The organism is Macrococcus sp. PK (assembly GCF_022501545.1).
Lineage (GTDB): Bacteria > Bacillota > Bacilli > Staphylococcales > Staphylococcaceae > Macrococcoides > Macrococcoides epidermidis.
The window spans coordinates 274,385-299,682 of the sequence record NZ_JAEPRF010000002.1 but is presented as its reverse complement, the minus strand read 5'-3'; the positions used below and the strand labels follow the sequence as shown (position 1 = coordinate 299,682).

General features: G+C 34.8%; 23 protein-coding genes, 1 tRNA gene and 1 other annotated feature. Of the genes, 1 reads left to right on the top strand and 23 read right to left on the bottom strand.

Going from position 1 to position 25,298, the window contains the following annotated elements:
* Nucleotides 1-24: 24 nt before the first annotated feature.
* The 16 genes from JJJ02_RS01825 to JJJ02_RS01750 all read right to left on the bottom strand — a co-directional run bounded on the left by JJJ02_RS01825 (nucleotide 25) and on the right by JJJ02_RS01750 (nucleotide 19,084).
* The gene (locus tag JJJ02_RS01825; RefSeq protein WP_111715319.1) at nucleotides 25-1,410 is read right to left on the bottom strand and encodes a YfcC family protein; all 1,386 of its coding nucleotides are present in this window, start codon (nucleotides 1,408-1,410) and stop codon (nucleotides 25-27) included.
* Nucleotides 1,411-1,509: 99 nt separating this feature from the next.
* Complete coding sequence (locus tag JJJ02_RS01820) at nucleotides 1,510-2,772, bottom strand: bifunctional folylpolyglutamate synthase/dihydrofolate synthase (RefSeq protein WP_111715321.1); 1,263 nt, start codon at nucleotides 2,770-2,772, stop codon at nucleotides 1,510-1,512.
* Nucleotides 2,773-2,776: 4 nt separating this feature from the next.
* A complete protein-coding gene (locus tag JJJ02_RS01815; protein ID WP_240837070.1) occupies nucleotides 2,777-5,410 on the bottom strand; it encodes a valine--tRNA ligase in 2,634 nt (877 codons plus the stop codon).
* 52 nt (nucleotides 5,411-5,462) lie between these two features.
* Nucleotides 5,463-5,666, bottom strand: a binding site (T-box leader).
* A 32-nt stretch (nucleotides 5,667-5,698) separates the two neighbouring features.
* Nucleotides 5,699-6,760, bottom strand: a complete 1,062-nt coding sequence (locus JJJ02_RS01810; protein ID WP_239242830.1) for an AbrB family transcriptional regulator — start codon at nucleotides 6,758-6,760, stop codon at nucleotides 5,699-5,701.
* Between the two features lie 137 nt (nucleotides 6,761-6,897).
* Complete coding sequence (locus tag JJJ02_RS01805) at nucleotides 6,898-7,365, bottom strand: hypothetical protein (RefSeq protein ID WP_240837069.1); 468 nt, start codon at nucleotides 7,363-7,365, stop codon at nucleotides 6,898-6,900.
* A 329-nt stretch (nucleotides 7,366-7,694) separates the two neighbouring features.
* Nucleotides 7,695-8,981, bottom strand: a complete 1,287-nt coding sequence (hemL, locus tag JJJ02_RS01800) for a glutamate-1-semialdehyde 2,1-aminomutase (protein WP_239242832.1) — start codon at nucleotides 8,979-8,981, stop codon at nucleotides 7,695-7,697.
* 1 nt (nucleotide 8,982) lies between these two features.
* Nucleotides 8,983-9,966, bottom strand: coding sequence for a porphobilinogen synthase (hemB, locus tag JJJ02_RS01795; protein ID WP_111715329.1), 984 nt, complete (start codon nucleotides 9,964-9,966; stop codon nucleotides 8,983-8,985).
* Entirely contained in the window at nucleotides 9,966-10,649 is a 684-nt protein-coding gene (locus JJJ02_RS01790; RefSeq protein WP_239242833.1) for a uroporphyrinogen-III synthase, read from the bottom strand. Before JJJ02_RS01790 ends, hemB begins: the two co-directional genes overlap by 1 nt.
* 12 nt (nucleotides 10,650-10,661) lie before the next feature.
* Nucleotides 10,662-11,594: a hydroxymethylbilane synthase gene (gene hemC, locus JJJ02_RS01785; RefSeq protein WP_240837068.1), complete on the bottom strand. Its 933-nt coding sequence runs from the start codon at nucleotides 11,592-11,594 to the stop codon at nucleotides 10,662-10,664.
* A gap of 15 nt (nucleotides 11,595-11,609) precedes the next feature.
* Entirely contained in the window at nucleotides 11,610-12,443 is an 834-nt protein-coding gene (ccsA, locus tag JJJ02_RS01780; RefSeq protein WP_240837067.1) for a cytochrome c biogenesis protein CcsA, read from the bottom strand.
* Between the two features lie 8 nt (nucleotides 12,444-12,451).
* A complete protein-coding gene (gene hemA / locus JJJ02_RS01775) occupies nucleotides 12,452-13,792 on the bottom strand; it encodes a glutamyl-tRNA reductase (protein ID WP_111715334.1) in 1,341 nt (446 codons plus the stop codon).
* 97 nt (nucleotides 13,793-13,889) lie between these two features.
* The gene (gene yihA / locus JJJ02_RS01770) at nucleotides 13,890-14,480 is read right to left on the bottom strand and encodes a ribosome biogenesis GTP-binding protein YihA/YsxC (RefSeq protein WP_099580046.1); all 591 of its coding nucleotides are present in this window, start codon (nucleotides 14,478-14,480) and stop codon (nucleotides 13,890-13,892) included.
* A 105-nt stretch (nucleotides 14,481-14,585) separates the two neighbouring features.
* A complete protein-coding gene (gene clpX / locus JJJ02_RS01765) occupies nucleotides 14,586-15,842 on the bottom strand; it encodes an ATP-dependent Clp protease ATP-binding subunit ClpX (protein ID WP_240837066.1) in 1,257 nt (418 codons plus the stop codon).
* Between the two features lie 208 nt (nucleotides 15,843-16,050).
* Nucleotides 16,051-17,334, bottom strand: coding sequence for a trigger factor (gene tig, locus JJJ02_RS01760; protein WP_240837065.1), 1,284 nt, complete (start codon nucleotides 17,332-17,334; stop codon nucleotides 16,051-16,053).
* A 168-nt stretch (nucleotides 17,335-17,502) separates the two neighbouring features.
* Complete coding sequence (locus JJJ02_RS01755) at nucleotides 17,503-18,462, bottom strand: hypothetical protein (protein WP_240837064.1); 960 nt, start codon at nucleotides 18,460-18,462, stop codon at nucleotides 17,503-17,505.
* A gap of 1 nt (nucleotide 18,463) precedes the next feature.
* A complete protein-coding gene (locus JJJ02_RS01750) occupies nucleotides 18,464-19,084 on the bottom strand; it encodes an NUDIX domain-containing protein (protein WP_111715341.1) in 621 nt (206 codons plus the stop codon).
* Between the two features lie 253 nt (nucleotides 19,085-19,337).
* Between JJJ02_RS01750 and JJJ02_RS01745 the strand changes: the two genes are divergently transcribed.
* Nucleotides 19,338-20,030, top strand: coding sequence for an NAD-dependent protein deacylase (locus JJJ02_RS01745; protein WP_396614713.1), 693 nt, complete (start codon nucleotides 19,338-19,340; stop codon nucleotides 20,028-20,030).
* Nucleotides 20,031-20,051: 21 nt separating this feature from the next.
* Here the strand turns inward: JJJ02_RS01745 and JJJ02_RS01740 are convergent.
* The 7 genes from JJJ02_RS01740 to sdhA form a co-directional block, all read right to left on the bottom strand.
* Nucleotides 20,052-20,125: transfer RNA gene (locus tag JJJ02_RS01740), tRNA-Arg, on the bottom strand.
* Nucleotides 20,126-20,305: 180 nt separating this feature from the next.
* Entirely contained in the window at nucleotides 20,306-20,806 is a 501-nt protein-coding gene (locus JJJ02_RS01735) for a YfcE family phosphodiesterase (protein WP_111715344.1), read from the bottom strand.
* 2 nt (nucleotides 20,807-20,808) lie between these two features.
* On the bottom strand, nucleotides 20,809-21,393 hold the full coding sequence (locus JJJ02_RS01730) for an XTP/dITP diphosphatase (RefSeq protein ID WP_240837063.1): 585 nt from the start codon (nucleotides 21,391-21,393) through the stop codon (nucleotides 20,809-20,811).
* A complete protein-coding gene (racE, locus tag JJJ02_RS01725; protein ID WP_099580030.1) occupies nucleotides 21,390-22,196 on the bottom strand; it encodes a glutamate racemase in 807 nt (268 codons plus the stop codon). Before racE ends, JJJ02_RS01730 begins: the two co-directional genes overlap by 4 nt.
* Complete coding sequence (locus JJJ02_RS01720) at nucleotides 22,196-22,630, bottom strand: MarR family winged helix-turn-helix transcriptional regulator (RefSeq protein WP_111715347.1); 435 nt, start codon at nucleotides 22,628-22,630, stop codon at nucleotides 22,196-22,198. Before JJJ02_RS01720 ends, racE begins: the two co-directional genes overlap by 1 nt.
* Nucleotides 22,631-22,752: 122 nt before the next feature.
* Nucleotides 22,753-23,517: a succinate dehydrogenase iron-sulfur subunit gene (gene sdhB / locus JJJ02_RS01715; protein ID WP_240837062.1), complete on the bottom strand. Its 765-nt coding sequence runs from the start codon at nucleotides 23,515-23,517 to the stop codon at nucleotides 22,753-22,755.
* Between the two features lie 2 nt (nucleotides 23,518-23,519).
* Nucleotides 23,520-25,283: a succinate dehydrogenase flavoprotein subunit gene (sdhA, locus tag JJJ02_RS01710; RefSeq protein ID WP_133424076.1), complete on the bottom strand. Its 1,764-nt coding sequence runs from the start codon at nucleotides 25,281-25,283 to the stop codon at nucleotides 23,520-23,522.
* Between the last annotated feature and the right edge of the window lie 15 nt (nucleotides 25,284-25,298).

The following is a 25,298-nucleotide window of genomic DNA, read 5'->3' as shown; positions in this document are numbered from 1 at the left end:
TTAATTTTGAAGCAAATATTAATACTAGAAAAAATAAGTATATACAATTAAACTTGACAGACAAATTACAGCCCAAATCAAGGAAATCTTCCAGACAAATTTTAACCATTTTGAATACGGAATACCCGCTACTGCAAGTAATCCCATCAAAGAAGCAGATGTCGGGATGATGTTGTTACTGATTGCATCACCATATTGGAAAGCAAGTACAGCAACTTGTCGGTTAATCCCTAGTAAATCACTGATTGGTACCATAATTGGCATAGTAGTCATTGCTTGACCTGATCCAGAAGGAATAAAGAAATTTAATACTAACTGTGTTATGAACATCGCTATGACTGAAAATGCTGTCGGAAGATGATCAATAAAATCAGTCATATAGAATACGATGGTATCGATTATTTTTCCTGACGTTAGAACAACGACAATCGCTTTTGCAAATCCTACGATAATTGCACCGAATAAAATATCTTTCATCCCTTCAAGTAATGCATCAAATGTACCGTTTAAGCCTAACCCTCCGATGAGGCCAGCAACGATTCCCATCAATAAGAAGTTTGCACTCATTTGTGACAAGAACCATTCATATTTAAAAATACCATATACATTAATAATAATCGTTATTGTCAGCAATATTAATATGATCGCATGTCGCTTTCTAAATGAATCAAATTTAGTATTTAAAACATCCTCACTCATTGTACTACGTGCTTCAACATTAATATGATTTAACAAACTTTTTCCTGGATCATTTTTTACTTTTCTTGCATATAACATCACATATGCAATCCCAGATATAAGGACAAGTAAATATACTACTGTTCTAAAACCCCAACCAGAAAATAATTTTACTTCTGCTATCTTCTGTGCGATTCCTACTGTGAAAGGGTTTATCATGCCTCCCAGGAATCCAATCCCTGCACCAAGTGCAATCATACTTGCTCCCACCATCGCATCATAACCAAGCGCTGTAGCAAGTGCGATTCCTATCGGTACAAAAATTATCGTTTCTTCACTCAGCCCAATTGAAAATCCTAATATACTAAAAATAATCATAGTTATTGGAATCAACCATTTACCATTTTTTCCAATTCGGTTCATCAAAGAATTAACACCTGTTGTAATAGCATCTGTGCGATGAATAACACCAAATGCGCCTCCGACGATAAAGATGTAAAAAATAATTTCCGCGCCTTCAATCAATCCTTGTGGAACAGCTCTAAATATCTCGATTGGCTGTGCTGGAGATTGTGCCACTTCATGATATGACCCATTTACGACAATATTTTGTTTATCTACGACTTTTCTATCAAATTCACCTGCAGGTATAATATATGTCAGTACTGCAGCGACACAGACAATCAATAGTAATAAAAAATATGTATGGGGCATTTTCAACTTTTTTTCCATATAAATTCCTCCTTTAGAATACCATTCCCTAATTTTCTGAAATTTCTGCATAAAAAAACAAAGAATCTATAAATAGACGCTTTGTCAAAAATATATTGATTATTTTTTTAATTTATCTTTTACCGCACTGATAAAATATAAACTTCCTGTAACAAGCAGTAAGTCTCCATCGTACGATTTAATAAAATCTGCATAGTCTTTAATTTTAACTTTCTTTTCATGCTCTACATTCTCATATATTGTATCAACCGGTAATGCTTTCGGGAAATCAAATGCTGTCACGTAAAATGTATCGGCAATTGATTCCAGAGCTTTTAGCATCTTGCCGATTGGTTTCCCATCAATTGCTGAGAATAACACATCGATACGTCGATCAGGATAATATGTTTTCATAGTATCTACTAATACATCAATAGATTCTTTGTTATGCGCTCCATCAAGAATAATCGTTGGATTCTCCTGAACAGTCTCAATGCGACCAGTCCATGTAGTGTTTTCAATCGCATCGATCATTTTATTGAAATTAAGCATAATCATTCCACGATCAAACATCTCTAATAATGTCGCAATCGCAAGTGAAGCATTTTCCTGTTGATGCGTACCGATCATCTTCAGCTCGATATTTTCTAGTTCATAGTCTTTATATCTGAACGTAAATTCCTTACCGTTTGAAATACATTGAATATCACGATCCAGCTTTATACCTTTTACGTGCTTTTCTTCGACGACTGAATTTAAATATGCCTTTGCTTCATCGTTTTTGACAGCATAGACGAAAGGCACGCCAGCCTTAATTACACCAGATTTTTCTTTCGCAATATCCAGATAAGAATCTCCGATAATATTAGTATGATCCAAACCGATACTTGTTAAGATGGTCATGATAGGCATGAACACGTTGGTCGAGTCATTCTTAGCGCCAAGACCCGCTTCTACGATTACAAAATCAACCGGATGAACCTGACCAAAATACACAAACATCATCATCGTTATGATTTCAAATTCCGTAGCGACTCCTAAATCAGTTTCGGCGTCAAGCATCTCACTCACCGGTTTTACGATACTTACCAGTTCAACAATTTCATCATTCGTAATCGGCAAACCATTAAGACTGATACGTTCATTGAAAGTTTCTATATAAGGTGATGTAAAAGTTCCTACCGAATAGTTATTTTCAATTAATGCATTCTTTAAATAACTTACGGTTGAACCTTTACCATTTGTACCTACTACATGAATCCCATTAATATTTCTCTCTGGATGATCTAATCGGTCAAGCATCCATTCCATACGTTTAATGCCCGGCTTAATACCAAATTTATAACGTTCATGGATCCAATATAAGCTCTCTAAATAATTCATATGATTACTTCCTGTTCAATTGATTTAATCGTGCTTGAACACTTTCATATTTTTCTGTATAAAGTGCTTGTTTTTCTTTTTCTTCATTTATTATTTTCTCAGGTGCTTTAGATACGAACTTTTCATTACTTAACTTTTTATTTACACGGTCTAACTCTGAAGCCCATTTCTTTAACTCTTTTTCTAATCGTTCAATTTCTTTGTCCATGTCAATTAAACCTTCTAATGGTAAGATAACCAATCCACCTGTTACAGCTGTAGTTATCACTTCTTCAGGCATATCAACTTCAGTACTGATTGTTAATTCACTTGGATTACAGAAACGCTCGATAAAAGGTCTTTCTGTTTCAAGGCGTTCAGTCGTTGCCCGATGATTCGTCTTAATCATCATCGGAATCTGCTTACTCATTGGCGTATTCACTTCATTACGTGTATTTCTCACGGCACGAATGATTTCCATAAGCTGTTCCATAGATTTCTTACTTTCAATATTCGAAAGCTCAGGACGCACTTCCGGCCAGCTCGCTGTAACGATCGAATCACCTTCAACCGGTAAGTTCTGCCAGATGCTTTCTGTAACGAAAGGCATAAACGGATGCATCATTCGCATAATTGAATCTAACGTATATGCTAAAATTGAACGCGTCATTTGTTTTGCTTCTTCATCTTCACCGTTCATCGGTATTTTACTCATTTCAATATACCAGTCACAGAATTCGTCCCAGATGAAATTATATAGTACTCGACCAACTTCACCAAATTCATACTTATCTGCTAAACGTGTTACTTCTTCTATCGTTTCATTTAGACGTGTTAAAATCCATTCATCAGCAAGTGATTTTTTTCCATCTAATTTAATATCGCTCGCTTTAAAATCTTCTCCGATGTTCATAATACTGAATCGAGAAGCATTCCATATTTTATTGATAAAGTTCCATGTTGCTTCAATCTTTTCTGTAGAATAACGTAAATCCTGACCAGGAGTTGATCCCGTTGCTAAGAAGTAGCGTAAGCTATCAGCACCATATTGTTCAATAACATCCATCGGATCTACACCGTTACCTAATGATTTACTCATTTTACGGCCATCTTCGGCACGCACCAGTCCATGAATCAATACTTCATTAAAAGGTTTCGTCTCTGTAAATTCAATCCCCTGGAAGATCATACGAGCAACCCAGAAGAAGATAATATCATATCCTGTAACAAGCACATTTGTCGGATAGAAACGTTTGAAATCTTCTGCATCCACATTTGGCCAGCCAAGCGTAGAGAAAGGCCATAGTGCACTTGAGAACCAAGTATCTAGAACATCTTCATCCTGTGTCCAGTTTTCACTATCCATAGGTGCTTCTTTACCTACGTATAATTCTCCTGTTTCATTGTGATACCATGCAGGAATTTGATGTCCCCACCATAACTGACGTGATATACACCAATCATGGATACCTTCCATCCAGCGATTAAATGTGCCTTCAAAACGTGGCGGAACAAATTCAATTTTTTCATCAGTCTTTTGAAAATCTAATGATTGCTCTGCTAAAGGAGCCATTTTTACGAACCATTGTTTTGAAAGATAAGGTTCTACAATCGCGCCGCTTCTTTCACTATGACCAACCTGATGCATATGTTTCTCAATTTTAATCATCAGACCAGCATCCTGTAAGTCTTGCACAAGCGCCTTACGACATTCAAAGCGGTCCATACCAGCATATTTACCAGCTAATTCGTTCATCGTACCGTCTTCATTCATTACATTGATGCGTTCCAGATTATGACGATTACCGATTTCAAAGTCATTTGGATCATGCGCTGGAGTAACTTTCATTGCACCACTACCAAAATCCATCTCTACATAATCATCACCTAAAATAGGTAACTCACGTTCAACGATTGGCAAGATAACTGTTTTACCGATTACATCTTTATATCGTTCATCTTCTGGATGTACAACAACAGCAGTATCACCTAGTAATGTTTCAGGACGTGTTGTTGCAATTTCAATAAATCCTTCACCTTCTGCATATGGATATTTAATATGATAGAATGCGCCTTCAACTTCCTCATGTATAACTTCGATATCACTTAATGCAGTTCGCGCTGCTGGATCCCAGTTAATAATACGCTCGCCACGGTAAATTAAACCTTTATCATACATTTTAACGAATACTTCTTTAACCGCTTCACTTAATCCTTCATCTAGGGTGAATCGTTCACGAGAATAATCTAGCCCTAAGCCAAGTTTCGCCCATTGGTCACGAATAAAACCTGCATATTCTTCTTTCCAATCCATCGTATGTTCTAAAAATTTTGTACGACCAATATCATGACGTGAAATACCTTCTACACGTAACTTCGCTTCAACTTTGGCTTGTGTCGCAATACCGGCATGATCCATCCCAGGTAAGTATAATGTGTTAAAACCTTGCATGCGTTTTATACGCGTAATAATATCTTGTAAAGTTGTATCCCATGCATGTCCAATATGCAATTTACCAGTAACATTCGGTGGCGGAATCACTATAGTAAATGGCTTCTTATGATCGTCCTCTGTCGCTTTAAATAAACCTTTATCTAACCATTCCTGGTAACGTCCTTGCTCTACTTGTTGTGGATTGTATTTTGTATCCATAGTCATTCCTCCAATATTAATATTCCAAAATTTCCTGCAAAAAAATCCCGTCCTATAACAATAGGACGGGATAACCGTGGTACCACCTAAATTCAGCTTACGCTGCACTCATTTCGATTAACGCTCTCACACGTGTACTTCTACTTAGGTTCAAAGCACATTTTATGTCAGGCTACCTTCGTTAAATTTCAATATGCATTTCCACCAGCCATGCACTCTCTTGGATATCCATCTAACTACTCTTCCTGTAGGAATATTTAGTTAAACATATTGTATAAGATTATCATTTAACTGTCAATCAGCACTGCCTATATCACTATTCAGTCTATGCGTTAAATACCAGGACATCATTGGCGCTACAATTAATAAAATAAGAAAAATCCTAAAAATATGATAGCTTGATATCATCGCAACATTTGCCCCTGTCTCAAGAGCGACCACGATTATCTGTGCCATCCCACCTGGTGCTGCACTTAAGAAAACATCGTTAAAATTATGATCCGTAAAAATATTGATAACGATACTCAAAACAATAGCGCAAATGATAAGCAGTATATTTTGTACAAAAATCCCTATAAACAATCTTTTATTTATCTGACTAGATAAATCATACATTTGCAATCCAATACGTACACCAAACAATAATTGTGCAAAGTTTATCAATGGCATCGGAACAGTAAAATTTAATCCCGTACTTAAATTCCAGATTAAAATGGCAACTGTCGGACCTAACATATCTGGCACAGGAAAATGGATAAGCTTTAAAATATATATACCTGCCGCAATCATCGCAACAATCATAACAATTTGATCAAGCGATACAACTTCAAATAACTGCTTTGCTTTATCAATTTGATAACGTTCATGATTGTCTGAAGTCATACTAGAAATAAACGGTACAATCATAATTACGAACAATAAACGAGACGTTTGTGCAAGTGTTACTACTAAGATGTTGGCATTTTTATTGTCTTCTGCCATTACGATCATTTGATTTAATGCACCTGGAATGGACGCCAGTAAAGCAGTCTCCGTTGTACAATTAACAATGCGTTTAAATAAAAATGAAATAACAACAGCACAAAGAATAATCATTAAACTTAAAAATATGACAGACCAAAAATCATTAGCAATATCTACAAAAATTTCTTTCGTAAAAGATACACCAATTTGCGCGCCAAGAATATATAATCCGATATCACCAAGCCACTTTGGCCACCTATATGTTAAGGCGGTAAATTTCCTGAGCATTATCGTAGCTAAAATCGGACCAAATAACCATGGTAGTATCATACCTATCTGAGCTAATATGAGACTAAAAGTAATACTGATTAAAAATAATAATAAATAACTCATAAAAAACACTTCCATCAAATTTAATACGATAAAATAACATTTGTTACTATTAATATATAGAAGAATAAAAAAAAATACATATAAATTGCTTATAACAAAAAAACAGGACTCATATCGAGTCCTGTCAATTAATTATATTAAGCAGCTAAATCAAAGTTTGTGATTGTTGCAAGATCAAACTTTTTGATTGAAGCTTCTTCAGTTGTAGCATCTTCAGTAGTTTCTACTTCTTCAGTAGTTTCTTCTTCTGTCGTTGCTTTTTCTTCAGTAGTTGTTTCTGTATCTGTTTTGTCTTTATCATCATTATCATTGTTGCAAAGGTTCATTAATAATGGAATTGCAATTAATAATAATAATAATGGAATTAACCATGCCCATGGGCTTTTCTTCTTAGGTTCACGTTCAATGTGATCATGACGTACACGGTCATGTTCTTCAACTACGACCTTATCATGATGTTCACCTTCACGAACTTTACGGCCATCTTTGTAAGTGTCGCCGTCTGCCTGATGCGTAACGCGCGTTTTGTTACGATCAGTTTCTGAATTATAAATTACATCTCTGTCTTGATTATTTCTGTTATTATCGTTTCTATTGTTTGACATGATAACTACCTCCACAAATTGTTTTTATGTAATTGAAAATTAATTACATAAGTAAGATAACCTTAAAAACATAGTTATAAACATTTTTGCTCGAAAAAAATTCAAAAAGTGCCTAAAAACCTTTATTATCAATGCATAACGCGATGCTTTTTTTCATTTTTAATTTGTAGCAGACAGTGTTCGAAAGAAATTTTCAATATATTCAATAAAATATATTGTACTATATTCTTTCAAATTACAATAATAATAAAAAAGGAACAATAATCACATACAATCGATCATTGTTCCTTTTCAAAAATATTTATATTTAAATTTTCGTATTTAATTTTTTATTTTTTGACTTTAGATAAGGACATATCAAATGCATTTAACGTCTTATCAATATCATCGCTACTATGTTGTGTAGACATAAACATCCCCTCAAATTGTGAAGGTGGTAAGAACACGCCATTATTCGCCATTTCCTTGTACATCGCTGCAAATAATTTCAAATCTGATTGAGCAGCAATTTCAAAGTTCGTCACTTTTTCATCGTTCAGGAAGTAACCAATCATACTGCCTGCTCTATTTACAGTAATCGGTACGTTATGTTTATTAAACACCTCATATAATCCTTTTTCTAACTGATCACCTAATTGATTAAAGTGCACATAGCTCTCCTTAGTTAATTGGTTTAAAGTATAATATCCACCTGTCATAGCTAAAGGATTACCGCTTAACGTTCCCGCCTGATAAATACTACCGGCTGGAGCGATGTTCTCCATAATTTCACGTTTACCACCAAAAGCCCCAACAGGCAGTCCTCCACCTATAACTTTTCCAAGACACGTTAAATCAGGTGTCACACCGAAGTATCCTTGTGCACAATTATAATCTACTCTAAAACCTGTCATCACTTCATCAAAGATAAGTAATGCTTCGTATTGTGTCGTAATATCACGTAAACCTTGTAAGAAGCCTTCGACTGGTGGCACGACGCCCATATTCCCTGCAACAGGTTCTACGATAATACAAGCAATATCATCACCATACTTTTCAAATGCAACTTGTACTGCGTCCAGGTCATTATAATGGACTGTAATCGTGTTCTCAGCAGTTCCTTTAGGCACACCTGGTGAGTCAGGTAATCCAAGCGTTGCTACACCAGATCCTGCTTTAATCAATAATGAATCACTATGTCCGTGATAACATCCGATAAACTTTAATATTTTATTTTTTCCGGTATATCCGCGTGCTAAACGAAGTGCAGCGAGGGTTGCTTCTGTCCCACTTGATACCATACGAACCATCTCAACTGACGGCACACGTTCAATCACAAGTTTTGCCATTTCATTTTCCAGTGTTGTAGGTGCACCAAAACTACTACCTTTCAAGATAGCTTTTTGAAGTTCATCCGTAACTTTTTCATCAGCATGACCTAAAATTAACGGTCCCCAGCTTAATACATAATCGATATACTCATTGCCGTCGATATCATATATTTTTGAACCTTTACCGTGATCCATAAATATTGGATCCATATCCACACTTTTAAATGCACGCACTGGACTGTTAACGCCTCCAGGCATTAATTCTATAGCTGACTTGAATGCATCATGTGATTTATTAAAATTCATATTAGTATTCTCCTTTATCGATGTAATTACAAATGTCTTTCGCAAAATAAGTAATAATCATATCTGCACCAGCACGTTTCATTGAAAGCATCTGTTCCATTACAACGCGTTCTTCATCTATCCAGCCATTTGCTGCAGCAGCTTTTGTCATTGAATATTCTCCGCTGACATTATATGCAACAATCGGAAGATTACTATTATTACGTACATCACGAATAATATCTAAATAACTTAAAGCTGGTTTAATAATCATCATGTCGCAACCTTCTTTTTCATCACTTTGTAGCTCACGTAGTGCTTCAAGGCGATTTGCCGGATCCATTTGATATGTCTTTCTATCACCATGACTTGGCGCACTCTCAGCTGCATCACGGAATGGACCGTAAAATGCTGACGCATATTTAATACCGTAGCTCATAATCGGAATATTAATAAAGCCAGCTTCATCTAAACCTTTACGAATTTCTGCAACAAATCCATCCATCATATTACTTGGAGCAATAATATCTGCGCCCGCTTTCGCTTGAGAAACTGCTGTTTTAACAAGAAGGGGTAACGTTTCATCATTGATGACGTCATGTGTATGATCATCTAGCACACCACAATGACCATGGTCTGTATATTCACATAAACAAGTATCTGCTAATACGAGTAAATCCGGATATAATGACTTCGCTAAACGTGTTGCCTTCTGAATAACACCATCATCATCAAATGCGCCTGTACCACATTCGTCTTTATGATTCGGGATGCCAAAAAACATAATTGCACGAATTCCTGAATCATATGCATTTTTAATTTCTTCTTCAACAATATTTAAACTCCACTGGTAAATCCCCGGCATTGATGTAATCTCATTTTTTACATCGTCTTTTTCAACGACGAATATTGGATAGATTAAATCTCTCTTCGCAATACTCGTTTCTCTTACCATATTTCGCATATTAATTGAAGAACGTAAACGTCTATGTCTATCAAAATTCATTATAATCCACCTTTTCTCTTGTTTTCTATATTCAATATAGTATCAATCATACTCTTCTTCGTTTCAAACTGACTTACATAATGCTCAATATTTAATTGATTTAATGCACTGCTCGTGACATGGCCAATCGCCATAACAGATATATACTGTTCTAATTTCTGTTTACCAAACGCACTAACACTAGATGGTGACATGAAAGTTATCCAGTCTACCTGCTGTGTTCGCATCAATTGTAATGCTGAATTAATATTTTCATCAATTTTTACAGGTCTGTATAAATCAATTCTATCGACATCCGCCAAAGATTTCAATGCTTCATACATTTTCGGTCTCGCTTCTGTTGAAATAGGTAAACACACTGTACTGTGACAAAATATATTATCCATTTCATCGATGAAACTTTCCTGATTAAATTGAGACGGCATAAATGCTACTTTATGATTGTAATGTTCAATATGTTCTTTTGTTTTTATTCCTATCGCAGCGATATTTTCAAAAGTAACATGAGCATACAGTTTAAAAAAGATTTCTACTGCATTTTTACTCGTAAAAATAAGCCAATCATAGTGGTGACGTGTAGGTTGTACAGGAAGAGGTTCAACACCAATAAACGGTAGGTGAATAATTTCAACGCGCTCATCCTTATACAATTTACTATCTGTCATCAATACAATTGGCTTCATGGTTACCATCCTCTAATTTGATTTTGGCGTATTATTTAAAGTTTCGATAATCTTCTGTGCACCATTTCGTTGCATGGCATCAGCTACTTTCGCACCTAATGCTACAGGGTCAGTACCTGATTCAGTTACTTTATATTTCTCTTTACCGTCAGTAGACATAATCAGACCGGTAAAAGTAATTTCATCATTAGACATTACTGCATGTCCCGCAATCGGTACTTGACAGCTGCCATCCATAAGTTTTAAAAATTCGCGCTCTGCCTGTGTGCATACTTCAGTTTCACTGTTGTGAACGGTAGCAAGTAATGAAAGCGTCTCTAAATCATCAATACGACATTCAATCCCTAAAGCGCCTTGCCCAATAGCTGGAAGCATTGTTTCAGGATCAAGATATTCTGTTACAATATCTTCACCCCAACCCATACGGTTAAGTCCAGCCGCAGCTAATATAATGGCATCAAAGTTTTCAGTTTCAAGCTTTTTAAGTCGTGTATCAATATTTCCACGAATCCATTCTATATTAAGATGTGGGTATAAATTTAAAATTTGAGCGCCACGACGTAAAGACGATGTCCCTACAATTGCACCTTCTTTTAAGTCAGATAACTTAACGTGTCCTTTAGAAATAAATGCATCTCGTGAATCTTCTCTATCTGGAATACAACCTAATGTGAGCCCTTCTGGCAACACACTTGGTACATCTTTTAAAGAATGAATCGCAAAATCAATTTCTTTATTATAAAGCGCAGCTTCAATTTCTTTAACGAACAATCCTTTTCCACCAACTTTAGATAATTGCACATTAACAATCTGGTCGCCTTTAGTCACAATCTCTTTAATTTCTATTTCAACGCCTGGATTCTTTTCTTTAAGTTTAGCGATAAACTGCTTGCTTTGAGTAAGTGCAAGCTGACTTCTTCTAGAACCAACGATAAATTTTTTCATATTAGCCTCCAAATATTAATAGAATAACTGGTGGAATCCTGAAAAACGAGAAATGATTAAATAATTAATGAGTAATAATAAGAATAACACGATATTAAAATCCATCAATCTATGCATCATCAACTTGTTTTTTTGATGTAAATATATATATACGGAATAACCGATAAGTAGTAACAGTGAACCTAACACTTTAGAGTCCGTCCAGATGGATTTCCCTTCAAAAGTAATTCCCCAGTAAATGCCTAATATTAATGAAATCATTAACATAACGCAGCCAATTATCGAGAATATTTGTACAAATCGACTCAAACTTTCTAGATCACTTATTCTGAAAAATTTATGATTAAATTTCTTTTGTTTTAATTGGTGCATTTGTATTAAGTATAACACGGCATGCAAAGCAGCTATTAAAAACATAACATAAGAAACTATTGCAAGTGTAACATGTATCCACAATAGTTCATTCATCATATGTGAAACAGTTGTTCCAGTAGAAAGATTTAAAGGTTGAAACGTATGAATCATCATAAATACGAATCCTATTAAATTCATCAAAAAGATAAAAAACTCTGTTCGAATTACCTTAGATAATATTAATGATATCAAAATTATGAGCCACGTAAAAAAATAGAAACCTTCATTGATCGTTTCTATAGGAATCCGCCCCACTATAAAAATAAACAAGATAATTGAAATTGACTGTAAAACAAATACGCTAAGTAATAATAAATATCCATAACGTTTAAGTCGGGGGGACTTCTCTACAAAGTCAAAGAAATAACAAGCAATACTTATCATGTATAGAATAAGTATTGCTTCATGTAAACGCATTAATAATAATTCATTCATTTTATCACCTAATGTTTAGGACTTAACGTAAAGCTCTCTTCCGTACGATGTACCATCGTTACATTTTGATTTAAACTTTCAACTTCATTTGAAATATTAAAGATATCCTGGAAAAACTGAAGTTCTGCTTCTCTATTTTCAGAACCACTAATTTCTTTTGCCTGTGAAATTGGGTCTTTTAACATTTGATTGATGATACTCTTCATATGTTTAGAAATTACTTTTCTTTCACGATCTGTTAAGTCCGGCATTTTACGATCAATACTTTCCATCGTTGTTTCCTGAATACGTAATGCTTTTTCACGTAATGCAGTAATAACTGGTACAACACCTAGCATATTAATCCAGGCAATAAAATCTTCGACTTGTGTATCTATCATCGTCTCGATGATATTTGCTGCTTTTTGACGCTCAGCTAAATTTGCATCCACTAATCCTTTAAGATCATCAACGTCGTAGTTAAAGATAAGATCAATATCATTCACAGCAGGATCAATGTCACGTGGCACTGCAATATCAATTAATACGATTGAACGATTATTACGCATCTTCATTAAATCATACATCATCGGTTTCGTAATAATAAAATCCTGAGCACTTGTAGAAGAAATAACAATATCATTTTCAATTAATGCACATTGTAATTCATCCATAGATTTTTGACTCCCACCGTATTTATCTGCAAGAGAGATTGCTTTTTCTGCTGTACGATTAATTACGGTAATCTCCGCTGCACCAGAACCTACTAAGTTCTCTAATGCAAGCTCAGCCATTTCTCCGGCACCAATGATTAAGATTTTTTTATTTTCTAACGTGCCTAAGACTTTCTTAGATAATTCAACTGCTGCATACGAAACGGATACTGCTTTTGAAGAAATATCAGTTTCAGCATGTGCTTTCTTTGCAAGCGTAATTGCATCTTTGAATAAACGATTAAAAATCGTACCTGTTGTACCTTCTGTTTGAGCAAGTAAGAAACTATCTCTCATTTGACCTAAAATTTGAGTTTCACCTAGTACAATTGAATCTAGCCCTGTAATTACTTTAAATAGATGGTAAATTGCAGCATGTCCAACTTTTACATCTGTTACTGATTTAACGATGTCTATATCCACATCAAACCATTCAGATAAAAATGATTTTATATAATATCTACCTGTATGCACCTGATCAACGACAGCATAGATTTCTGTTCTATTACATGTGGATAGGATTACACCTTCTAACACTGATTTTTGATTAATAAGTGCACTATGTGCACGTTCAATCGTTTCATCTGAAAATGTAAGTTTCTCCCTCAAACTCACATCAGCTGTTTTGTGATTCACACTCACAACAACGATATGCATGTATTCCGCCCCCAATTTTTTGCCATTACTTCTATACTAACATTTCTTTTATGTTTTATTTACAAAATATAAATATTCGTCACTAAAAATTCACAAATTATTTTAAGTACTTCTCAATTGCATTAAGGATTAAATCATTCTTGGCATTACTTAATGAAGAATAACTAATAAGTGTATCATCTGGATCCATATCCAAATCTTGTTTAATCACCTTAAGATGTTTCTGAACTTTTCCTTTAGGAATTTTATCTTCTTTCGTAGCGATAACGATTGTTGGTATATCATAATGTTTTAAAAAGTCGTACATTAATCTGTCATCTTCACTAGGATTATGACGTATATCAACAAGTTGAATAACTACCGCTAAAGACTCACGGGTCGTAATATATGTCTCAATCATCTTTCCCCAACGTTCACGCTCTGTTTTAGAAACTTTTGCATACCCATATCCAGGTACATCGACAAAGACTAATTGGTCATCAATCTTAAAGAAATTTAATGTTTGTGTCTTACCTGGCTTCGAAGAGATACGTGCCATACTCTTACGGCCAATCATCGTATTTATAAAAGATGATTTACCAACATTCGAACGTCCAGCTAAAGCAACTTCCGGTAAACCTGTATCTGGATACTGTTCAGGTTTTACTGCGCTGATTAATATTTCTACATTATTTGGATTTATATTCATGACTTTCTCCTGTTCTTCATTTACGTCTTACTATTATACACGATTTTTTAATAAATATATGATAATTGTTTTATAAATAGTAAAAAACCCACCATACGGCAGGTTTTATGCTGAAGTTACAATATCATTAATTAATTTATCATCTGCATCATACATTTCTGGCGCAACATCATCTTTTATTGCAGCTTCTGTAATAACAACGCGTTTAACATTTTCTAGTGAAGGAATATCGAACATAACGTCCATCATGGACTCTTCAATAATTGAACGTAATCCACGCGCACCTGTTTTCCTTTCAATTGCTAACTGGCTGATCGCTGTTAAAGCTTCCTCAGTAAACTCTAATTCAACTTCATCTAAAGCAAGCATTTTAGTATATTGCTTAACCAAGGCATTCTTAGGTTGTGTCAAAATACTTTTCAGCGCTTCAACATCAAGTTGTTCAAGGTTAGCGACTACAGGAATACGACCGATAAATTCAGGTATTAACCCATAGCTTTGTAAATCTTCTGGTTTAATTTGTGATAAAAGCGTCGCATCATCAAAATCTTTCTCTTTAATTCCGGTAAATCCAATAACTTTTTCACCAAGACGACGTTTAATCACTTCATCAATACCATCAAACGCGCCACCTAAAATAAATAGAATATTCGTCGTATCAATCTGAATAAATTCCTGGTTTGGGTGTTTTCTACCACCTTGTGGCGGAACACTTGCAACAGTACCTTCTAAAATTTTAAGTAACGCTTGTTGTACACCTTCACCACTTACATCGCGCGTAATCGATGTATTTTCTGATTTACGGGCAATCTTATCGATTTCATCGACATAGATAATCCCTTTTTCAGCACGTTCAATATCAAAATCAGCCGCTTGAATTAAACGGAGCAAAATGTTTTCAACGTCTTCACCTACATAACCCGCTTCAGTTAAACTTGTTGCATCTGCAATTGCAAATGGAACGTTTAATGAACGTGCTAAAGTTTGTGCTAATAACGTTTTACCTGAACCCGTTGGACCAATTAAAGCGATATTACTTTTTTGTAATTCAACCTCTTCTTCATCCATCGGTTTAAAAATACGTTTATAATGATTATATACTGCAACAGACAGCGCTTTTTTCGCTTTTGTCTGACCAATTACATATTCATCTAATAAAGCTAACATTTCATGTGGTTTAGGAATTTCAGTGATTTCTTCATGTTCAATCGTTTTAAGTTCTTCAGCAACGATTTCTGAACATAATTCGATACATTCGTTACAAATGTATACACCACTGCCTGCTACAAGTTTCTTAACCTGATCTTGATCCTTACCACAGAATGAGCATTTTAAGTTCTCTTCTTCATTAAATTTAGACACACTTAACACCCCTATCTTTTAAAGAATATACTAAAGTTTCCTGTTGTTTGCAAACTTTTAATTCGAAAATCATCTGCTTTTTATTTATCTATAATTTAAATTAATCATTATCATAACAAAACCGAACAAACTTAAAAATCAAAAGCGATTTTACGGTTTGTTCGGTTTCTGATTATATTGATAGTTAAACTATATACAATACTACTTATTATTTAGTTTTAGATTCAGAAACTAAAACGTCAATTGCTTTTTGGATACGAAGATCGTCTTTTAAGATTGCTCCATTACCTAATGCAGCTTTAATATCTTCAACTGACATACCGAACTGCTCACTCATTTTTGTAAGTTCTGCATCAACATCTGCATCGCTTACTTCAATATTTTCAGCATTAGCAATCGCAGCTAAAGTTAAGTTCGTTTTAACACGTTGTTCAGCATCAACTTTCATGCTCTCTTTTAATTGCTCTTCAGTTTGACCTGAGAACTGGAAGTATAATTCTAAATTTAAACCTTGTTGTGCAATACGTTGTTCAAATTCTTGCATCATACGATCTAATTCTGTGTTGATCATTGCTTCAGGGATATCTACTTTAGCATTTTCAACTGCTTGCATTACTAAGCTTTCTTTCGTATCGTTTTCAGCTTGTAATTTCTTTTGTTCTTCTAAATCTGCTTTATATTTAGTTTTATAAGCATCAACTGAATCAACTGACTCATCTAATTCTTTAGCCATTTCATCATCTAATTCAGGTACTTCTTTAGATTTAACTTCGTTGATTTTTACTTTAAATACTGCTTCTTTACCAGCTAATTCTTCAGCATGGTATTCTTCAGGGAATGTAACGTTAACGTCTTTTTCGTCGCCAACTTTAGTTCCAACTAATTGCTCTTCGAAACCAGGAATAAATTGACCTGAACCGATTTCTAAATCGTATCCTTCAGCTTTTCCACCTTCGAATGCTTCATCATTAACATAACCATCAAAGTCTAAGTTAACAACATCGCCTTCAGCAACTTCGCCTTCTTCTTTAACAACTAATTCAGCTTTACGTGCTAAATCAGCATTGATTGCTTCATTTAATTCTTCTTCAGTTACTTCAGTCTCAAATTTTTCAACTTCAAGACCTTTGTAATCACCTAATTCAACTTCTGGTTCTACAGTAACTTTAGCAGTAAAGATTAATTCTTTACCTTTTTCCATTTGTTCTACATCAATTTCAGGACGATCTACAGGGTTAATACCTACTTCATCGATTGCGTTAGCATATGCATCCGGTAAGATGATATCTAATGCATCCTGGAATAAAGATTCAACACCGAAACGTTGTTCGAACATTTGACGAGGCATTTTTCCTTTACGGAAACCTGGTACGTTAACTTGTTTAACAACTTTAGCGAATGCTTTATCTAATCCAGCTTTAACTTCCTCTTCAGGAACTGTTACTGTTAATAATCCTTCATTACCTTCTTGTTTTTCCCATTTTGCTGACATGTGTAATTCCTCCACGTTTTTCTAAAATTTTTTCAACTCATTAATTATAGCATATAACAATCTTGCTTCAACATTTTTAGCTGAAATTACAAACTATAATATCATTTTTTATATTTTTTTATCAATGCCATGATAATACTTACATCTATCTATGTATCTAACATGTTTTTATTCATGTATCAGATTATAATTTTCTAGTAAATTAATAGCTTCAATTATATCTTCAAATTGTGTATAAGACAAATCTATCGCACTGTCTTCAATATTAAATAGTCTATTAAACATTGCAATATAAGCATCCACAACAGTTTGAGTAGCGCTATTAAAGAATGTCTGATAGTGAATTGGATGCATTACAGTATTGTGTAACTTCATCGTTTCTACAATAACATCAACGATGTTCGGACTATTGTTCTCATAGTATGCTTTAACTTCTTCAACTACTTCAGACATGAATGATGAATGGACCATCGTGTTTAAATTCGAAACATTGATTCTAGTATCGATATTGAGCTTTGTAAATTTCACTTCACCTTTAAAGTTCGATAATAATAAATACTCTATCATCATACTGCTAATTACAGGATGTATTTCATTATATTCTAATAGCTGAACAAAGCTCATCTGGAATCGAAAATCTTCAGATTCTATCAACTCCATAATCAATTCAAGCTGTTTATTGTAATCATTATCTTTAAAAGTCTGTATAAACTTTAAATGTGCATCATTTCTTTTATTCAACTGATGATTTGCCTCATCATAAAAAGGCATAAGTGACACTACCAGTTTGTGATCAACATCTTCACTACGCAGCCCTTCAATTAACTCAATCACCGTTTTATATTGTTTCAATTTTAATAAACTTTCTATAAAATACGGAACAATTGTTGAATATGCGTAATGTCCTTGATTAAGCAATATACTAGATTCTTCACGTAATTCAAGGAAACTCTCTAACTGATAAAGACAATCCAGTTTTATAAGATGCTCGTCTTCAGTTAACTCGAAATGCTTTTCATAATCATTGAATAAATCATATGCTGTTTCATAATCTGCACGCTTCATTGCTGCTTTTATCTGTTTCATTAAATTTCCTTGCAACTTCGGAAAGATAATAATATCAGACATACTAATGACCTACATTATATATAGATTCTATGATAATACGTGACCATGATTCATATTCATCAACTTGCATTAAAGTATTTTCCGGTTTCCATTCTATCTTTAAAGTATCTGTTTCATTCACATAAACTTCAGACGCTTTAACTTTTAGTTTAAATACTAAACCGATATGTACACGGCCAACTTCATTGTCATCATCGTTAATAAAACCGATTAAATTTAAATTTAGCGGGTTAACATCTTTAACGCCTACTTCTTCTTCTAATTCACGTGCAGCATTATCTAGTAACACCCCTTCAATCTGAGTATCATCTAGCTGATTCATATGACCGCCGATACCAATTGAGCTTAACCCATGAAGACGCGCTTCACCACCACCTGTTAAACGTTCATATACTAATATCTCATCGTTTTCATTTTCTAGGATACAATATGAAATCAATTGCTTATATGAAGGATCCTCTTCCATATCACCGCGACGTTTCACTTCGTATTTAGATAGTGTTTCATAAATTTCTAACGCCTTTTGATTTTCTATAGAAATAAAGCCATTAAAATGATTTTTCTCATGATTAAAGATGGTTTCACGATTCACCACTATTATTTGTTCATCAAATTTATTCATACAATACTCCTTAAATCTGTCTTAGTTAAATTTTAACCAAATTTCTATGCTAACTCAAATATATTTAAGCTTATTATAATGAGATAACAATTCGAAACGATTACTAAACTCACAAATGTTGATTATATCTGAATTCATACAAAGTTGCAAAATTGAGCACAATGACGCGTCATGATAAACTTATTATATTGATGAAAGGAGAAGAATAATGCGTATCCAACAATTTAAACAAGCATTACTTGATAGTTAGAAAATCGTATTCTTCGGAGGAGCTGGCGTATCGACTGAAAGTGGCATACCAGACTTCAGATCTGCTAATGGAATATTTATGCAGGAAACTAATTCAGAATTTTCACCTGAACAAATTATTTCTCATTCATTCTTTAAACGATATCCAAAGCATTACTTTGATTTCCACTTCGACAAACTTGTATATCCAGATGCACAGCCGAACCTTGCACATACTTTCCTTCGAACACTTGAAGATAACGGTAAAGACGTAACTGTCGTCACTCAAAATATCGATGGATTACACCAACTCGCAGGTTCATCAAAAGTACTTGAATTACACGGCACAGTAATCAATAACTCTTGTATTGAATGCAATCAAAATTATTCACTTAATGAATTGACATTAGATGAAACAGGCATTCCAAGATGCCCTAAAGATGGAGGTATTGTAAGACCAGACATCGTTATGTATGAAGAAGCGCTAGATACTAATACGATAGAAAGTGCGATTCAGGCAATCAATTCAGCAGATATGCTGATCGTTGCCGGAACTTCTCTATCAGTTTATCCTGCAGCAGGATTTGTAGATTTGTTTCATGGCAAATATCTCATTGTAATCAATAAAACACCACTGCGATCTGTAAGGGAAGATGCCATCATTTTTGAAGATACTATCAGTAATGTATTTAAAAAAATACAAAAAGAAAACCGCTAAAATGAATTAGCGGTTTTTTAGCGTCCTGGGAGGGATTCGAACCCCCGACCGACGGCTTAGAAGGCCGTTGCTCTATCCAGCTGAGCTACCAGGACTTAATTTTTTAAGACAAGATTAATTATAATCAACTTCTGACTATAAAGTCAATAACATTTGGTAAGGAAATTAATTGATAACCATAATAAATAAAGTATATTTACACATTTATTCTAATTTAACAATAAAAATTAAGATAGCATCACTGTTATCTTAATTTTTATCGTTCAATTGACACTCTAAAAAATTAATATCTCTTTACCAACAATATCATGCTGCTGATTATAGAAAGTTACCATCTTATCACTTTCATCAAAAGTTAGAACAGCGTATGTTTCTTCTTCCTGACTTCTTGACTGTGCAATAGAGCCTGGATTAATACATACTACACCTTCAACTAGTTCAACACGTTTAACATGCAGATGACCATATAAAGCGATTTGACAATCTGCATCACGTGCAACACTGGCTAAACGTTCACGCCCATTACCAACTTGATAAAGATGTCCATGCGTTAAAAATGCATTAATATCTTTTTGCTGTAATTCAAATGTATCATAAAAATCTTTTCCGTAATCACAGTTTCCTTTTATTTTAATATAAGGCTTTAATTCAGCATCATTATAATCAAATTCTGAATCACCAAGATGAATATAGACGTCTGCATCATCATGAATTGATACAATATCGGTTAATATATTTTTCATAGAATGATTATCACTCACAACAACCCACTTCATTATTACGCCTCCTCGATTATGCCAGAATCCAGCATTTTTTGTATTGCTTTACCTCTATGTGAAATCTGTGCCTTTTCTTCTCCAGTCATTTCTGCTGTCGTCTTACCTTTACTTTCTACATAAAATATCGGATCATAACCAAATCCATTTTCCCCTTTAGGTTCATGTAGTAATTCTCCTTCTACTTCACCACGGAAAGTGCGTGTCTCTTTACCTGGAATACTGACTGCAATCACACATACAAATCTTGCCTGACGATTATCTTTATCCTGCATATTTTTAAGCACAAGCTCAAGATTCTTCTCATCAGTCGCATCTTCTCCCGAATAACGTGCTGAATATACGCCAGGTGCATTATCAAGTGCATCAACTTCTAATCCTGAGTCATCACTAATAACAATTTTATTTAACATTTTTGCTCCGTATTCTGACTTTAACGCAGCATTTTCTTCAAATGTTGTTCCCGTTTCTTCTACATCGAAGTTTGGAATCAAACTTTTAATACCTATAACATTATAGTCTTTAAAGATATGTTTAAAATCATTGATTTTTCCTTGATTACCTGTTGCGATTACGATATCTTTCATATATCCTCCAAGTGTATTGATTGTATTTTTAAGCTTTCATCGTTTAACCATTCTTTAGCGATACGGGAAAATTTCTCTGTTGGTCCATTAACATAAAATTCATGATGTGGCGTTTCATTATATTTCGCATGTTCCTGACTAAATGTAAGTAATGCACTTACTTCTCTGGCCGTTTCTAATCCAGATGAAATTACTTTCTTTTCACCTTCAAAATACTTTTCAATATAATCCTGTAATAATGGATAGTGTGTACATCCTAAAATGACTGTATCACTCTTATCATGACGCCAGTCGCGTAAAGTTTTATGGATAACGATATTTGATATTGTAGGATCTTTATATCTTACCTGCTCAACTAAAGGCACAAAATCCGGACAACTTACACCATTGACATCTATTTTAGGATTGATGGATTTAATCTTATCACGATAGGCCTCAGATTTAATGGTACCTTCAGTACCTAATACAAGTACTTGATTGTTTGTTGTCGTCATGATTGCCGTACGTGCGCCTGGTTCTATTACACCGATTACAGGAATTGAGAGCATTTTCTGCAAAGGTTCCAATGCAACAGCAGTTGCAGTATTGCAAGCAATTACGAGCATCTTAATATGTTTCGTTAATAGAAATTCAGCAAGCTGAATTGTAAAATCTTTCACTTGTTCAGGTGGTCTTGGTCCATAAGGACAACGACTGACATCACCTAAATAACAAATTGATTCATTTGGCAGCTGACGCATAATTTCTTTAGCAACTGTCAAACCACCTACGCCAGAATCAATTACACCAATTGGAGCTGACACTACTTTCCACCTTCTTCTGTTGCACTGTACAACTTATGTATTTGTTCCTTAAATATCGGTATTGTATCAATCATACTCTCTTCTACAATCTTCTTCAAAAATTTTTGTCTTTTGATGATAACCGCTTCAATTACTGATTCACCTTTTTCAGTAAGTTGTATACTTACTTTACGTTTATCATCAGTTTGTTTCACACGCTCTGCAAATCCATTGTTACTAAGCGCGTCAACAAGTTCAGAAGTGGATGAAATCGCTAAATTCATGTGTTTTGCAAGTGTTCCGATATTTAAAGGACTTGCTTCTTTAATCCACTGAATTGCAATAAACTGCGTTTCTGTAATTTCATGTTTTTTTAGTTCACTACGGCCTTCATTTTTAATAATTTCAGCTAGCCTTCTTAACTCATATTCTAATGTGACGATCGATTGATCCACTGCGCTACACCTCTATTCACCTTTAAACTTATCATATCAAATAATGTGCAAATAAAAAAAGGTTTTGAGATAGTAGAATCTCAAAACCTTTTATAAGGGCTAAACGCAAGTTCGATAGCCTCTTAGTTAACCTGATGATCCGATCCAAAGAACGATTTGAACATCTGGAATGTTGCTTCACGGTTCATCGCAGCGATTGATGTTGTTAAAGGAATGCCTTTTGGACAACTTCTTACACAGTTTTGTGAGTTACCACATTCTGCTAATCCGCCTTCTTCCATTAATGCATGAATTCTTTCATCTTTATTCATGCTTCCAGTTGGATGTAGGTTGAATAAACGTACTTGTGAAATAGGTTGTGCACCCATAAATTTAGAATTTGCATTCACGTTCGGACATACTTCTAAACATACACCACACGTCATACATTTAGATAATTCATATGCTGTCTGACGTTTCTTCTCTGGCATACGTGGTCCTGGTCCTAAGTCATATGTTCCATCAATTGGAACCCATGCTTTAACACACTTTAAGTTATCGAACATTTTCGTACGATCAACTTGTAGGTCACGAATAACAGGGAATGTTGCCATAGGTGCTAAACGAATTGGTTGCTCTAATGTATCAATAATTGTTGAACAAGATTGACGTGCTTTTCCATTGACTACCATTGAACATGCGCCACAAACTTCTTCAAGACAGTTCATATCCCATGTTACAGGTGTCGTTTTTTCACCACGTTCATTTACTGGGTTTCTTTGAATTTCCATCAACGCAGCAATAACGTTCATATTTGGACGGTAAGGAATCACAAAGGTTTCATCATAAGGCTTAGAATTTTGATCTTTTTGACGTGTAATGATCAGTTTAATCGTTTTTTCTGCCATGATTATTTACCTCCTTTTGACTTCTTAGAGTAGTCACGTACACGTGGTGGGATTAAGCTAACATCAACTGGCTCATAGTAGAATTCAGGTGCTTCTTTAGCGCCTTTAAACTTAGCCATCGTAGTTTTTAACCACTCTTCGTCATTACGTTCAGGGAATTCAGGTTTGTAATGTGCACCACGTGATTCATTACGATTATACGCACCGATTGTCATAACACGTGCTAACACTAACATGTTCCATAATTGACGTGTAAAGAATACTGCCTGGTTGCTCCATAACGCAGTGTCTTCCATATCAATATCATGGTAACGTTCCATTAATTCTACAATTTTCTTATCTGTTTCTAATAATCGGTCATTATGACGTACAACTGTTACGTTAGCTGTCATAATTTCACCAAGTTCTTTATGCAGTTTATATGCATTCTCAGAACCTTTCATATTTAATAAAGCATCGAAACGGCGTTGCTCTTCTTCAACTTTACGCGTATAAATATCATCCGGTAAATCTGTATAAGATTTATCTAGCGCTTTAATATATTTAATAGCATTTGGTCCTGCTACCATACCGCCGTAGATTGCAGATAATAAAGAGTTCGCTCCTAGACGGTTACCACCGTGTTGAGAGTAATCACATTCACCTGCTGCAAATAAACCTGGAATGTTCGTCATCTGATCGTAATCTACCCAGATTCCACCCATTGAATAATGTACCGCAGGGAAAATCTTCATCGGTACTTTACGCGGATCATCACCAGTGAACTTTTCGTAAATTTCGATGATTCCACCTAATTTAACGTCTAATTCATGCGCATCTTTATGACTTAAATCAAGGTATACCATGTTCTCGCCATTGATACCTAATTTTTGGTTCACACACACGTCAAAGATTTCACGCGTTGCGATATCACGAGGTACTAAGTTACCATAGTCAGGATATTTCTCTTCTAAGAAGTACCAAGGTTTACCGTCTTTATATGTCCAGACACGTCCACCTTCTCCACGTGCTGATTCACTCATTAAACGTAATTTATCATCGCCAGGGATTGCTGTCGGGTGAATTTGAATGAATTCACCATTGGCATAGATTGCACCTTGTTGATATACAACAGAAGCTGCAGATCCTGTATTAATCATAGAGTTTGTAGACTTACCAAAGATAATACCAGGGCCACCTGTTGCCATAATCACTGCATCTGAACCAAATGATTTAATTTCAGAAGTCGTTAAGTTTTGAGCAACGATACCACGTGCAGCGCCTTCGTCATCAATAACTGCGCCCAAGAATTCCCATCCTTCATACTTCGTAACTAAACCTTCAACTTCAAATTTACGTACCTGCTCATCTAATGCATATAGTAATTGTTGTCCTGTTGTCGCACCAGCGAATGCTGTACGGTGATATAACGTTCCACCGAAACGACGGAAATCAAGTAATCCTTCTGGTGTTCTGTTGAACATAACACCCATACGGTCTAATAAATGGATGATACCAGGCGCTGCTGCTGTCATCGCTTTAACAGGTGGTTGGTTTGCTAAGAAATCTCCACCATATACTGTATCATCAAAGTGAATTAAAGGTGAGTCACCTTCACCTTTCGTATTTACTGCACCATTAATACCGCCTTGTGCACACACTGAGTGAGAACGTTTAACGGGTACTAATGAGAAAAGATCAACACTTGTACCTGCCTCTGCTGCTTTAATTGTTGCCATTAATCCGGCTAATCCACCGCCGACAACAATAATATTACTTTTTGCCATTATATTGTCACTCCC

Coding starts and splice junctions, on each gene's coding strand:
- JJJ02_RS01820 (WP_111715321.1), bottom strand. CDS start 2,772: ATGAATTATTTAGAGAGCTTATATTGGATCCATGAACGTTATAAATTT.
- hemB (WP_111715329.1), bottom strand. CDS start 9,966: ATGAATTTTGATAGACATAGACGTTTACGTTCTTCAATTAATATGCGA.
- JJJ02_RS01805 (WP_240837069.1), bottom strand. CDS start 7,365: ATGTCAAACAATAGAAACGATAATAACAGAAATAATCAAGACAGAGAT.
- hemL (WP_239242832.1), bottom strand. CDS start 8,981: ATGAATTTTAATAAATCACATGATGCATTCAAGTCAGCTATAGAATTA.
- sdhB (WP_240837062.1), bottom strand. CDS start 23,517: ATGGCAGAAAAAACGATTAAACTGATCATTACACGTCAAAAAGATCAA.
- JJJ02_RS01735 (WP_111715344.1), bottom strand. CDS start 20,806: ATGAAGTGGGTTGTTGTGAGTGATAATCATTCTATGAAAAATATATTA.
- tig (WP_240837065.1), bottom strand. CDS start 17,334: ATGTCAGCAAAATGGGAAAAACAAGAAGGTAATGAAGGATTATTAACA.
- JJJ02_RS01825 (WP_111715319.1), bottom strand. CDS start 1,410: ATGGAAAAAAAGTTGAAAATGCCCCATACATATTTTTTATTACTATTG.
- JJJ02_RS01755 (WP_240837064.1), bottom strand. CDS start 18,462: ATGTCTGATATTATTATCTTTCCGAAGTTGCAAGGAAATTTAATGAAA.
- hemA (WP_111715334.1), bottom strand. CDS start 13,792: ATGCATATCGTTGTTGTGAGTGTGAATCACAAAACAGCTGATGTGAGT.
- JJJ02_RS01750 (WP_111715341.1), bottom strand. CDS start 19,084: ATGAATAAATTTGATGAACAAATAATAGTGGTGAATCGTGAAACCATC.
- JJJ02_RS01810 (WP_239242830.1), bottom strand. CDS start 6,760: ATGAGTTATTTATTATTATTTTTAATCAGTATTACTTTTAGTCTCATA.
- yihA (WP_099580046.1), bottom strand. CDS start 14,480: ATGAATATAAATCCAAATAATGTAGAAATATTAATCAGCGCAGTAAAA.
- JJJ02_RS01730 (WP_240837063.1), bottom strand. CDS start 21,393: ATGAAAGATATCGTAATCGCAACAGGTAATCAAGGAAAAATCAATGAT.
- JJJ02_RS01790 (WP_239242833.1), bottom strand. CDS start 10,649: ATGAAGCCAATTGTATTGATGACAGATAGTAAATTGTATAAGGATGAG.
- hemC (WP_240837068.1), bottom strand. CDS start 11,594: ATGAAAAAATTTATCGTTGGTTCTAGAAGAAGTCAGCTTGCACTTACT.
- ccsA (WP_240837067.1), bottom strand. CDS start 12,443: ATGAATGAATTATTATTAATGCGTTTACATGAAGCAATACTTATTCTA.
- sdhA (WP_133424076.1), bottom strand. CDS start 25,283: ATGGCAAAAAGTAATATTATTGTTGTCGGCGGTGGATTAGCCGGATTA.
- JJJ02_RS01815 (WP_240837070.1), bottom strand. CDS start 5,410: ATGACTATGGATACAAAATACAATCCACAACAAGTAGAGCAAGGACGT.